General features: G+C 70.3%; 11 protein-coding genes. 7 read left to right on the forward strand and 4 right to left on the reverse strand.

Annotated features, from left to right (window positions below; all coding sequences use genetic code 11):
* The first annotated feature begins 73 nt into the window (after window positions 1-73).
* Window positions 74-928: a methyltransferase domain-containing protein gene (locus tag G6O68_RS02060; protein WP_165244243.1), complete on the forward strand. Its 855-nt coding sequence runs from the start codon at window positions 74-76 to the stop codon at window positions 926-928.
* A gap of 45 nt (window positions 929-973) precedes the next feature.
* Here G6O68_RS02060 and G6O68_RS02065 read toward each other — a convergent pair whose 3' ends face one another.
* Window positions 974-1,465, reverse strand: a complete 492-nt coding sequence (locus tag G6O68_RS02065; RefSeq protein WP_165244245.1) for an acetolactate synthase — start codon at window positions 1,463-1,465, stop codon at window positions 974-976.
* A gap of 117 nt (window positions 1,466-1,582) precedes the next feature.
* Between G6O68_RS02065 and G6O68_RS02070 the strand changes: the two genes are divergently transcribed.
* The 5 genes from G6O68_RS02070 to G6O68_RS02090 all read left to right on the forward strand — a co-directional run bounded on the left by G6O68_RS02070 (window position 1,583) and on the right by G6O68_RS02090 (window position 7,659).
* Window positions 1,583-2,461, forward strand: coding sequence for a CAP domain-containing protein (locus G6O68_RS02070; RefSeq protein WP_165244247.1), 879 nt, complete (start codon window positions 1,583-1,585; stop codon window positions 2,459-2,461).
* A 245-nt stretch (window positions 2,462-2,706) separates the two neighbouring features.
* Window positions 2,707-4,059, forward strand: a complete 1,353-nt coding sequence (locus tag G6O68_RS02075) for a hypothetical protein (protein WP_165244249.1) — start codon at window positions 2,707-2,709, stop codon at window positions 4,057-4,059.
* Window positions 4,060-4,366: 307 nt separating this feature from the next.
* Window positions 4,367-4,645, forward strand: coding sequence for an acylphosphatase (locus G6O68_RS02080; protein WP_165244251.1), 279 nt, complete (start codon window positions 4,367-4,369; stop codon window positions 4,643-4,645).
* A gap of 78 nt (window positions 4,646-4,723) precedes the next feature.
* Window positions 4,724-5,536, forward strand: coding sequence for an ABC transporter permease (locus G6O68_RS02085; RefSeq protein ID WP_165244253.1), 813 nt, complete (start codon window positions 4,724-4,726; stop codon window positions 5,534-5,536).
* Between the two features lie 149 nt (window positions 5,537-5,685).
* Entirely contained in the window at window positions 5,686-7,659 is a 1,974-nt protein-coding gene (locus G6O68_RS02090; RefSeq protein ID WP_165244255.1) for an ABC transporter ATP-binding protein, read from the forward strand.
* Between the two features lie 70 nt (window positions 7,660-7,729).
* On the opposite strand, the gene G6O68_RS02095 is transcribed toward G6O68_RS02090, so the two are convergent.
* Window positions 7,730-8,464 carry an SDR family oxidoreductase gene (locus tag G6O68_RS02095; protein ID WP_165244258.1) on the reverse strand — a complete coding sequence of 245 codons (735 nt, stop codon included), beginning with the start codon at window positions 8,462-8,464 and terminating at the stop codon, window positions 7,730-7,732.
* A 128-nt stretch (window positions 8,465-8,592) separates the two neighbouring features.
* Window positions 8,593-10,320, reverse strand: coding sequence for a S8 family peptidase (locus tag G6O68_RS02100; RefSeq protein ID WP_165244260.1), 1,728 nt, complete (start codon window positions 10,318-10,320; stop codon window positions 8,593-8,595).
* A gap of 668 nt (window positions 10,321-10,988) precedes the next feature.
* On the opposite strand from G6O68_RS02100, the gene kdsB reads away from it, so the two are divergent.
* The gene (kdsB, locus tag G6O68_RS02105) at window positions 10,989-11,747 is read left to right on the forward strand and encodes a 3-deoxy-manno-octulosonate cytidylyltransferase (RefSeq protein ID WP_165244262.1); all 759 of its coding nucleotides are present in this window, start codon (window positions 10,989-10,991) and stop codon (window positions 11,745-11,747) included.
* 9 nt (window positions 11,748-11,756) lie between these two features.
* Here kdsB and G6O68_RS02110 read toward each other — a convergent pair whose 3' ends face one another.
* The gene (locus G6O68_RS02110; protein WP_165244264.1) at window positions 11,757-12,485 is read right to left on the reverse strand and encodes an SGNH/GDSL hydrolase family protein; all 729 of its coding nucleotides are present in this window, start codon (window positions 12,483-12,485) and stop codon (window positions 11,757-11,759) included.
* Between the last annotated feature and the right edge of the window lie 132 nt (window positions 12,486-12,617).

The raw sequence follows: 12,617 nt of genomic DNA on the forward strand, positions 1-12,617 counted from the left end.
CGCGATTCGACCGCCCGGGCACCTGGACGCCCGTCGGGCCCGCCGTGCGCCGGACCGGAGAAGGAACGACCGAATGACCGCTCTCGGATCGAAGGGGACCCATCGCCGGGCGGCACGCGGGACTTCGCCGAACCCCGCCGACCACCGCGCCGAGGCCGACCTGATCCGGGCTCTCTGGGCCGAGCAGAAGGCCCATGTCGCCGCGAACGGGCTCGATACCGAGGAGCAGGCGTACCTCGACGCCCACTTCTCCATGCCGTTGACGCTTCGCCGACGGCTCGCGGTGATCGACTGGCTGGCGAAGGGCATTCGGCCGGGCGACCGCGTCCTGGAATGGGGATGCCGCCACGCCGTCGATTCCTGCATCTACCGCCGCCGGTTCGGAGCCTCGCTCGACCTCCACGGCTGCGACTACGTGGAAGCGGACTTCTACCGGCCGTTCCACGACTACAGCGGCCTGAAATATGCCAGGATCCGGCACCCCTACCGGCTGGATCAGCCCGACGGCGGCTTCGACGTCGTGACCAGCAACGGCGTCTGGGAGCACGTCGAGGACGAGGCGAACTCGCTGCGCGAGGTATTCCGGGTCCTCCGGCCCGGGGGATCGTTCCTGGTCGCCTGCCTCCCGAATCGCTACAGCTACACCGAGGCCTTGCAGCGCCGGTTGGGCCACACCGCCCACGACCGGCTGTACACGATCGCCTCGGCCTCCGGCCTGCTGCGGGCCGCCGGCTTCGAGGTCCTGGCCTGGGATCGCCGACTGGTCGTGCCGACCATGCTCAATGGCTTCCCGCGTCTCGCGAAGGACGCTTACGGCCGGCTCCACGGGCTGGTCTGGGCGTGCAACGCTATACTGGAGCGGACCTGGCCGATCAACCGGGCGGCGAGCAACCTGATGTTCGTGGCCCGGCGACCGTCCGCGTCCTGACCGTCGACGTGGCCGGAAACCGGCCACCTGTCCGCGATCGCCGGGTCAGTTCGAGAGGTCGGCCTCGCAGAGGATCTCGAAGCCCATCTCGTGCAACGAACGGCTGGCCTGCTCGTTGTTGTCGATGTGCATGGCGACCGCCGGCCGGCCGTGGGGCTGGTGGATCAGCGGATACGCGTAGTGGATGTTGATCTCGGCCCGCAGGAGCGCCAGACACATGTCGGCGAGAGACGCCGACGACGAGGGCAGCTCGGCGGCCACCAGTTCGTTCTCGGCGAACGGGTGCTTGTTCAGCGAGAGGATCTCGCGGCCCTGCTCCGGGTGGCTGAGGATCAGCCGCAGGATCGAGCAGTCGGCGGAGTCGGAGATCGTCAGGCCGACGATCTTGACCTTGCTGCCGTGGAAGGAGCGGACCACCTCCAGCACCTGGCCGACGCGATTCTCCAGGAACACCGAGAACTGGGTCACGCTCGGCCAGTTGCGGCCGTGGATCGTCTCGACGTCGATCTCGCTCTCGCCGCCTTCTCCTAAGCTCATAAAGTCCCTCGCGTACTTGCCAGGACCGTCGAAGCCGAACCGCGGCCTTCAAAATTAATGGGGTTCATCCACCCACGTCAATGCGAACTGGCGGTTCGCCCCGGAAGGAAGTCCGAGATGAAGATAATCGCCGCGCCGAAGCCGACCCTCCTGTTCGTCGCGCTCTGGATCGGGGCGGTCGCCGCGTCCGCCCCGAGTCCGGCCGAGCAGCCGGCCGCCCCGGACCTGCGCCAGACCCTGCTGGACGCCCACAACCAGGAGCGGGCCGCGGAGAAGCTCCCGCCGCTCACCCTCGACGATCAGCTCGACGAGGCCGCCCGGCTCCACGCCCAGGACATGGTCGATCACGACAAGATGACCCACGAGGGGGCCGACGGCTCGACCCCTTCCGAGCGGGTGAGGCGCGTCGGCTACCACTATCTCAAGACCGGCGAGAACGTGGCGATGTGGCAGCGCGACGTCCCCGCCGTGATGGAAGCCTGGATGGAGAGCCCCGGCCACAAGAAAAACATCCTGGGCGAATTCACCCAGATGGGCGCGGCGAAGGTCGACGACGACGAGGGCCGCCCCTATTGGTGCGTCGTTTTCGGGACGCCGATCCCCAGGCTCGACCCCGTCGAGGCCGCCCGCGACGCCCTGACCAAAATCAACGAGGCCCGCGAGAAGGGCGGCAAGGAGCCGCTCAAGGCCGACGGCAAGCTCGACGAAGTCGCCCGGAAGCTCGCGATCGGGCTGGCTGCGTCGTCGAGGAAGCCGGCCGAGGAACGGGAGGTCCCGGACCTCGCCGCTCTCATGAAGGACGCGGGCGTCTCCTTCAAGAACCTGATGCAGGTCGTCTCGGCCGGCGAGCCGACGGCCGATTCGTTCGTCGCGGCGATGACCGGGGACGAGGGCCGGAACGAGGCCCTGATGGGCGAGTTCGAAGCCGTCGGGATCGGTTATGCCAGGGACGCCGAGGATGCGCCCTTCTGGTGCCTCCTGCTGGTGGAGGAATGACGCTGGGGCGGTCGAAAGTCTCCGCCGACTCCATTTCGTCCCAAGCCCGGCGTCGCTCGTGCCGAAGAATCTGAGGTGACGAGTTCGAATAACCGCGCGCCGGGGGGCGTCTCTGCCAGAGGCGGCCATGACGGCCCGGACGCGCGGAACTCGGTCGACGGATTCCGGTCAAACGATGACGCAAGCAGGGCCGGGAGCGGGGACGCCCCCCATCGTCCGCGGCCTCGTCCAGAAAGGGATACCCCATGCCGTGGCGACGCCTTCACCTGGTCCGGGCCCTCGCGGCCGCGGGACTGGCCAGCAGCTTGATGTTCGTGGCAAGTCCGGTCTCGGCCGCGCGGCCGACCGACGAGGCGGAGCCCAGCACGGCCCCGTCCGAGGCCTCGGCGACCGAGACGGTCGACCTCCTCAAGGCGGCCAAGGCCGGCGAGCTTGACGTGACCGCGCGGGGCCAGGGGCAGGACAAGGTCCACCTGAGCATCCGCAACGCGTCGAGCAAGCGGCTGAACGTGATCGTCCCGCCGGGCCTGGTCGCCTCCAGCAACCTCGGCCAGGGCGGCCGCGGGTTCCAGAGCATGGGCCTGGGCATGATCACCAACCGCCCGGGCAGCTTCGGCCGATTCCAGGGCTCCGGCGCCCCCGGCTTCCGCTCGATGCCCGTCGACGGCTCCGACCGCCCGTCGGTCGCGGTCCCCGTCGGCGAGACGCTGGACGTCACCGTGCCGGCCGTCTGCCTCAACTACGGCGTCGACGCCCCGACCCCGCGCGACCAGTTCACCCTCATGGACGTGGACGACTACACGGAGGACGTCCGCATCCGCAAGGGCCTCCGCAGCCTGGCGCTGCTGGGGACCAGTCAGGGTGTCGCCCAGGCCTCCATGTGGAACCTCTGCGACGACGTGCCGTTCGAGACCATGGCGTCGCGCGACGCCAAGTTCCTCAACGACTACGAGCTGGCCCTGGCCTCGCGGTTCGTCGAGGCCGTCGACTCGGCCGGCGGCGACGAGCTGGTGAACCCCGCCCTCCTCACCGAAGGCCGCGTCTTCCTGAGCGTCCAGGCCGAGGGTGCCGCCGTCCAGGGCGAGGCCCGCCGCCTGGGCGAGAAGCTCGAAGGGCTCCGGCTGTTCAACCTGCCGATCCAGGTCGTCGACGCCGACGCGTCGCCGGCCGCGAAGGCCCCGGCGGTCTTCATCAAGGTCGTCCTCAGCGAGTCGCAGGCCGGCGAGACCCTCGGCCGCCTGCAGGTTGGGTACACCCTCCAGGACGACCAGTGGCGTCCGCTGGGCAAGGCGGCCATCAAGGACGCCTCGTCGATGGCCGTGCTGGACTCGCAGACGCTCGTCCGGCTGGTCGAGCAGGAGCTGGTCGCCCGCTTCGTGACCGTCAAGCCGGCCAAGCGGACCGCGGCCAGCACCACGCTGCGGGTCGACAACCGCCTGCCGTTCACCGTCGCGGGCCTCAGCGTCCGCGCCGGGACCTCGGCCGGCTCGCCGATCGTCCCGTTCGAGGCCGTCGGCATCGGCCCCGCGCGTTCCGCCGTCCTCTCGATCCAGGCCGGCCAGGCCCAGATCGCCGGCGTCGACCTCAACGGCCTCTGAGCCGTTTCGGTCCACCCGAGACTGAATCCGGGGCGGCGGCGGGCATCTGGCCTCGTCGCCGCCCCTTCTCGTTCCGGAAACGCGAGTCCGCCCCGAACCTTCGCGCGTCGACCGTCGTAGCATCCGGGGCGTCTCGCCGGGGTTCACGCTCCGATTGCGGCCGACCACGTCCCGGAGGAGGGCTTCGGCCCCTTGCCCGGGCCCCGTCGAAACCGCTAAGATGTCGTGACGGGGGCGTTTGCGTCCCCTCGCACGACCGGGCCCGGATTCCGGCCGGCGACGTCCCCGACCGAGTCGCGACCTCGACATGGCTCTTGAACGCAGGCGCATCCTATTCTCGGGACGAGTCCAGGGCGTCGGCTTCCGAGCGACGACGAGCTGGCTGGCCCGAGGCTTCGAGGTCGCGGGTTACGTCCGCAACCTGCCCGACGGCCAGGTCGAGGTGGTCGCCGAGGGGGACGGGCCCATGATCGACGGCTTCGTCGAGGCGATCCGGTCCGACCTGGGGGGCTTCATCCGCGACGTCGACTCGTCGCCGCTCCCCGTCGGCGAACCGCCGCTGGAAGAATTCGGCGTCCGCTACTGATCCCGAGACCGCTCCGCCCTCATCCGTCCCGCGTCCCTGATCTCGGCCCCTCGATCCTTTCTCCCGACCAGAGCACTCATGAAATCCATCACCATCGCCCTCGCGACGGCCAAGGAAACGATCCGCCAGCCGGCCTTCTTCGTCATCGCCTTCTTCGCCGCCGCGCTGCTGGTCGGCACGATCTTCGTGCCGTACTTCACGTTCGGCGAAGACATCAAGATGTACAAGGACACCGGACTGACCACGATCTCGTTCTTCTGCATGCTGCTGGCGCTCTTGACGTCCAGCTCGACGGTGGCCGAGGAGATCGAGGGCAAGACCGCCATCACGCTGCTCTCCAAGCCGATCAACCGCCGCCAGTTCATCGTCGGCAAGCTCCTGGGCATCCTGATGGGGGTGCTGGTGCTCTACGTGATCCTGGGCGGGCTGTTCGCCGGCGGGGTCTGGTACAAGATCCCCTATGACCTCCGCGAGTCGGCCGGGACGTTGGAGAGCGGAATGCGGCTGGGCCAGGTGCTCCAGGTCCTGCCGGGCCTCGTGTTGGGCTTCTTCGAGGTCACCATCCTGACGTCGATCAGCGTGGCGCTCTCGACCCGGCTGCCGATGCTCGTCAACCTGATCATCTGCATCATGGTCTTCTTCCTGGGCCACCTCAGCCCGGTGCTGGTGACGGCGACCCAGAACGGCCAGCAGCTCATCCACTTCATGGCCCAGCTCTTCGCCTGGGTTCTGCCTCCGCTTGAGCTGTTCAACGCCGGCCCTTCGATCGCCACCGGGGCCGTGATCCCCTGGGTCGGCTACGTTCTCCCGGCGCTCGGCTGCTGCGTGTTGTACAGTGGAGCGGCGCTCTTCTTCGCGTTCCTCCTCTTCGAGGATCGCGATTTGGCCTGAGACCGAACCGGACGGCGCGGCGGGCCCTTCGCCTTCCCGGCGTCGGCCCGCCGGCCTCCGCGACCCCTCCGGGGGGCGGGATGGTCCGCGGCGAGACGGAGCGCAGACCCGATTTCCGGCCCTGGACCCCTTGGGGGGGAGCCTCCCGCATGCAAGCCGAAGCCTATTTGCGCGCCAAGAAGATCCTGAGCGCAAGCCGCTCCCCCCTGTTCGCCAGGCTGCTCGGCGCCGGCGAAGCGCTCCTGGTCCTTCTGCTGCTGATCACGGCGGCCCTCTTCGTCTCTCTCCTGTCCTCCCGGGGGGAGGTCCTGATCGCCCGCTCGGCGGCCGATCGGCTGCCGTCGTGGACGCTGAGCCGCCAGGTCGGCGAATCGGACCAGACCTATGAATACGCCGACTCCGGCGTCTTCCCGCTCATCGCCGCGAACCTGGACAGCCCGAATCCCGTGCACCGGATCGGGGCCCGCCTGCTCGCCGGCCTCACCCGCGTGTTGCCGCCCCTGAGGAACAACCTCGGCGCGCTGGCGACCCTGCTGGCCTCGGGCCTGGCGCTCATCCTCCTGCTGGCGATGACGGCGCAGGTCCGCCGGTCGCTGGTCGCCTCGGCCGTGGCCGACCTCGCCACCAACCTTCGACACCAGATCCACCGCCAGATGTACCGGCTGGGCCAGTCGTCGCTCCCCACCGAGGGCGTGGGCCCGGTGGTCAACATCTGGACCCGCGAGGTCAACGACATCCGCGACGCCCTGACGGCCGACTTCCGCGTCCGTCCCGGCATGATCGTCCTGGGGGCCGGCCTGGCCGCCATCGCGCTGTCCACCTCGCCCGTGCTCACCCTGTTCCTGGCCTCGCTCGGCTTGCTGGTCTACCTCATCGCCCGGATCCTGAACCGGGACGCCCGCTCCGCATACGACGTCGCCCTGCGCGACGCCTCGATCCAGCTCTGCCTGCTCCACGAGGATCTCGGACTGCTGCGGACGGTGCGGATCTACGGCGTCGAGGACTACGACCGGGGCCGGTTCGACGACCACCTGGAGAGCTACCGCGCGGCCGACGTCCGCCGGATGCTGACCCACGGCCGGCTCTCGACGACCTCCGCCCTGCTCTACGGCGCCGCGCTGGCCACGGCCTTCGGCCTGCTCGGCTACAACGTGCTGGTGAGGGGGCAGATCTCGCTCGCCACGATGCTGATCCTCCTGACCTCGCTCGCCGGCCTGGCCCTCCCGATCCTGGAATGGGACCGGATGCGCAAGGCGATCCGCCACGCCGACCGCTCGGCGGCCGAGATCTTCGAGTTCCTGGCCCGGTCGCCCGAGCTGCACCAGAACGTCGGTGCCGAGTTCCTGCCGCCGCTCCGCCAGGCGATCGTCTTCGAGGACGTCACGCTCGAAAGTCGATCCGGCCGGATGCTCCTGGATCGGCTCTCGGCCGAGATCCCCGCCGGCGGCCGCACCGTCGTCGTGGGACTCGACGAGGACTCGAAGCTCGCCCTCGCCTGCCTCATCCCCCGCCTGATCGACCCCCAGGCCGGCCGCGTGCTGATCGACGGCCGCGACCTCCGCGAGATGACCCTGGAATCGGTCCGCGCCCAGGCCGCGATGGTCCTCCAGGCCGACCTCGTCTTCACCGACTCCATCCTGGTGAACATCGGCCTGGGCGATCCGCGCAACACCCTCCAGCGCGTGATCGAGGCCGCCAAACTGGCCCACGCCCACTACTTCATCCAGGACCTCCCCCACGGCTACGACACGGTCGTCGGCCCCCTGGGGCATTATCTCAAGCCCGACGAGCAGCTCCGCCTCGCGCTGGCTCGCGCGTACCTCCACGATCCGTCGATCCTGATCGTCGAGGAGTTGGCCACCCCCGTCGACGACGAGGTCAAGCTCCTGCTGGACGACACTCTCGCCCGACTCGCCGCCAATCGCACGGTGATCGTGATCGCCCACCGGCTGTCGACGATCCGATCGGCCGACAACGTCATCCTGCTGCACAACGGCCGGGTGGAGGCGATGGCCACGCCCTCGAAGCTCCAGGCCGAGAGCAAGCTCTACCGCCACATCCTGTACACCGAGTTCAACGAGTACGCCACCGGCGAGATCGAGGCGGGCCAGGTCGCCGGCTGATCCCGATCCATCTCGGCGAGGATCCCCGGCGACCGCGAGGGTCGCCGGGCCTCCTTCGGGCTGGCCCCCGTCAGCAGAAGTCGTCGACCGTCGGCGTGAGGACTAGTTCGGGCACTCGGGCGCGGGGGTTCAGCTCCACCAGGAACTTGACCGCCGCCGCCACGTCCTCGGGCTGGAGGATCGCCGCCTTCCGCGCATCGGGGACTTTCACGGGGCGGGCGTCGAGTATCGGCGTGTTGACCTCGCCGGGATAGATCACCGTCGAGCGGATGCCTTCCTCGCGGGCCTCGCGGCCCAGGCAGAGCCCCAGCGCGGCCTGGCCGAACTTCGAGGCCGAGTACCCCGCCCCGCCCAGCGTGCTCGCCCGCAGGCCGGACAGCGAGCAGATCTGGATCACCAGCCCGTCCTTCCGCTCGCGCATCCCCGGCAGGATCGCGCGGAGCACGTTGAAGGGGCCGGTCAGGTTGGTCGCCAGCATGGCGTCCCAATCCTCGGGCGTGAGCACGTCGAGTCCGCGGTTGCGCACGTTCGTCCCGGCGTTGCAGACCAGGACGTCGATCCGGCCGAAGGCCTTCTCGATCTCCGCCGCGGCCTTCGCCACCGCCTCGCGATCGGTAACGTCGCAGGGGACGACCAGCGCGCGGTCGTCGGCGACGTTCAACAGCCCCTTCGTGGCCTCCAGCTTGGATCGATCGCGGCCCACCAGCGCGACCTTCAGCCCGAGCGCCGCCAGGGCTTCGGCCACGCCCCTCCCGATCCCGCTCCCCGCGCCCGTGACGACCGCGGTCTCCGGCTTCCGACTCATGGTGCATCCTTCCTCAAAAGACGAAGGCCCCGCGCTCGAAGACCGGCGCGGGGCCTGAGATCGTCCCGGATTGTATCGCGGAAGGCCGGCCCGTGCGAACGACGGGCCGCCTCCGCTCGCATCGCGGCTCACTTAGCCGAGGAGACGCTCCAGGCCCTGACGGACCGGAAGCCGCCGGACGAGCCGGCCCACTTGCTCATCGCGAGCAGCAGCTGACCGACGTCGGCCTTCGCGAGCCTGGTCGACGAGGCGGCCTCGTCGACGGTGCTCGCCGTCAGCTCCTCCACGGGCTTGCCGTTCAGGTAGACCGGCAGCTCGAGGAACGTCGGCGTCTCCTCGGCCCCGCCGTTTCCCACCGGCCCCGGGAGGGTCGGCTCGGGGGTCGGCGTGGTCGGGGTCGGGGTCGGGGTCGGGGTGGGAGTCGGCGTCGGCGTCGGCGTCGGCTTGGGGGCGGTCGGGGTCACCGGCGTGTAATCGACCGGCGTCGTCGGCGGGATGAGAACCTGCTCGGCCGGCGGGATCACGACGACGGGCGGGGTCGGCGCCGGCGTGGGGGTCGGCGTCGGCGCCGGCTTGGGAGTGGACCCGCCCGGCACGAGCGAGGCCGACTTGAGGACGTCGAGCCGGCCGAGTTCGATGCCGGTCACGTCGTCGCGGATCGTCTTCGCCCCCTGTTCCAGCCACCCCTCGAGCTGGTCGACCGTCGGGAGCGAGCCGAACCGTGATTTGTAGATCGACTGCAGGAGGACGATCGAGCCCGAGACGAGCGGGGCGGCGAAGCTGGTCCCCTCGACGTTCGAGTAGCTCGAACCGTCGATCAGGGCGGCGAGCCCCGCGCCGGGGGCGGCGAGGTCGGTGGCCGTCGAGCCGCCGTACTCCACGCCGAGCCGCTGGGCGTTGGCGAGGAGCCTGTCGGACGAGTCGCTGGCGGTGACGCTGATCACGCCGTCGAGGACCGCGGTGAAGCCCTCGCCCTGCTGCCCGGTGAAGCTGTTGCCCGTGGCCGCGACGACCGCGATCTTCAGGTCCTTCAGCTGCTGGACGAGCTGGGTCATCCGCTGGCCCACGCCGTTGTCCTGGGCGAACCAGTTGCGGGCGTAGTTCTTGCCGTTGGACAGCGAGACGTTGACCACGCTGATGTTGTACTCGGCGTGGTGGTCGACCACCCACTGCAGCGCGTCGGCGATATCGTTGGTGTCGGCCGTGTTGTTCGGGCCGGTGACCTTCAGGGCCACGATGTCGACGCCCGGCGCGACGCCCAGGTGGTTCGCGTCGGCCCCGGCGATCAGGCCGGCGACGGCCGTCCCGTGCTGCGAGGACGAGGCGATCGGGTCCGCGTCCTTGTCGCCAAAGTCGTAGCCGGCGATCACCCGAGCGTTGGGGCCGTAGCCGCCGCCGAGGCTCGCGCTGTTGTAGTTGACCCCGGTGTCGATCACCGCCACCGTCAGGCCGGAGCCGTCGACGTTGTAGGTGTTACGGACCTGGGCCGAGCCGATGATCGGGTCGAAGGCCGTGGCCGGGCCTGTGGCGAGGGTCCCGGCGGGGGCCGAGGTCGCCTCGGCCGTCTCGGCCGCCCTGCGGAGGGCGGGCCGCTGAGGAGGCGCGACCGCGCCGCCTCGGACGATCCTCAGGTCCTGGACGCCCCCGTCCATCCCCCCCCGCGGCCGGGCCTGGGCCTGCTGCGCCGCGCCGGGCCGGACCCGTTGCGCGGCGTCGGCGTGCCGGACGGCGGCGTGCTTGGGGAGGGCCCCCGCGAGCCCCGTCGAGAGCAGGCGGCGGGCGTCGAGCTGCTCGATCGCCGGCCGCTGCCTGCGTCGAGAATCCCGGCTGTCGTGGCCAGTCAGGGTCCATGCCATGAGACCAATCTCCCCAGACGGCCGCCATGCCATTGGCTGGCCGCCCCGCGATTCGGAGTGTGAACGCCCCCCTTCCATGGCGGGCCGCGATCGCGACGCCGGACGCATCCGGCGGCGCTTTCGGGCCCGGGGGGCCCCGGCCGGGAGGGTTCCCGGACGCGGCCCCGCAGAGCGCGTGACAAGTTGTTCGGCCCGAGTGACGACGCGGGGGCGACGGAGCCTCGCCGTCGCGCTCGGCCCGTGGGCGTCGCGCGGCGGCCTTCTCCCTCGCCCCGGAGCCGTCGGCCCGGGCGCGGTGAATCGACGACGGTCCGGGCTCCGGTCCGGGGGTCTGGGGACACCCTCGGCCTCGGCGCGGGGCCATCGATTCGGCTTCGTCCTCCTGAGCGGCGGCCGGGCGCGTCCAGTACGCCCGACCATTCCGGGCCGGCCCATCCGGGCCGCCCCGCCGACGCACGTCCTTGACGCGCCGGCTCGGCTTCCGCGCCCGATCGGCCTCAGCGCCGACCGCGACCTTCCGCCACCTCCCGCGCCGGCCCCGATCCGTCTTGCGTCCCCTCTTGGGACGCACTAGATTGAGGTCGCCTCGGTCAGGTCCCGGTTGAGAATCGGTTCTCTCCCGGTGAGCCTTGTATCGGAATCGGGGCGAGCCGGGGACCGCAGGAAAAATGGAAAATGCAGCCGTGATCCCGGCGCGGTTCGCTTCGACCCGACTGCCCGGCAAACCCCTTCTATCCGACACCGGGAAGCCGCTCATCCAGCACGTCGTCGAGGCCGCGCGACGCGCGAAATCCCTGCGACGCGTCATCGTCGCCACCGACGACGACCGCATCGCCGACGCCGTGCGGGCCTTCGGCGGCGAGGTCGCCATGACCCGCGCCGACCACCCGACGGGCACCGACCGCGTGGCCGAGGTGGCCGCGACGATCTCCAACGCCGCGATCATCGTCAACGTCCAGGGGGACGAGCCCGAGATCGAAGGATCGTCAATCGATCGCTTGATCACGCTCTTGCAAGAGGATCCGGATGCGCCGATGGCGACCCTCGCCACCCCGATCCGCGACGAGGCCGTCTACCGCGACCCCTCCTGCGTCAAGGTCGTCGCCTCGACCCGCGGCCGCGCGCTCTACTTCTCGCGCAGCCCGATCCCCTTCCACCGCGACGCCGCCCCCGACTTCGCCGACCCGGCCGCCCCCGCGGCGCTCCTCCACCTGGGGATCTACGCCTACCGCCGCGACTTCCTGCTGCGGATCGGCGAACTCCCGCGGTCGCCGCTGGAGGCCGCCGAGAAGCTCGAACAGCTCCGCGTCCTGGAAGCCGGCCTCCCCATCGCCCTCGGGATCGTCGACGAGCCCAGCATCGGCATCGACACCCCAGAGGACTACCGCCGCTTCGTCGAACGCCACCGCCGCCGCCACGGGGCCTGAGCGGTCGGGTCAGCGATTCTGCGCGGTCTCGCGCCCGGGGACGGCCCGCAGGATCAGATCGGCCAATGCCTTCATCCCCCGATCGCCGGGATGGCCGCCGACCCCGGCGTGCTTGTAAGGCCGCTCCGATCGCGCCGCGTTGGCTTCGTCGCGGCCCAGCGGCCAGGCGTTCACGAAGATCGCGCCGGCCTCGTCGCTCGCCTCGCGGAGCCGGCGGTCCTTCGCCTCGTCCGCCCAGAAGCAACTCCGCACGAGGATGATGGGTCGCTTCGGGGATCGCGCGCCCGCGAGGATCCTCGCCACGCCCGACTTGAATCGCTCCCCGGCCGCCTCGGAATCGATCCCCGGGACGTTCTCGCCGATGGCCAGGACCACCATGTCGGCGTCGAAGGCGAAGAGGTCCTTCAGTTCGTGCTCGACGTCCCAAGTCGCATAATGGCGTTCGAACTCGGCGAGGTTGCGGACCCGGATCTCCGGCGCTCGGCCGGTCCGTTCCGCCATCCCCGCGGCGACGAGATGGACGTAATCCTTCTCCGGCGCGGTCGCGGCCATGCCCCAGTCGCCGTGCCAGTCGATGTCGGCCTTCGGGCCGTGGTGGGTGAGGCTGTTGCCCAGGAAGAGGATCCTGCGGACGTCCTCCGCACGCACGCCCGGCCGCTCGTCGGCACCGGCCGGGGCCGCCCACGCGAACGTCGCCAGGAACAGGAGCCCGATGCTCGACCAGTTGTGATGGCTCAAGACGGCCTCGAAGTAGGATAGTAGCGGCGATCCCCGCCCGATTATCCCACCTCCGGCCGCCCTGTCACCCGCCCTCCGGCCGCTTCTCAAAGGCCACGACTCCGCTCGCCATTCGATCGATCCGGGCCATTG

The sequence above is a fragment of the Paludisphaera soli genome, from assembly GCF_011064595.1.
Classification (GTDB): Bacteria; Planctomycetota; Planctomycetia; order Isosphaerales; family Isosphaeraceae; genus Paludisphaera; species Paludisphaera soli.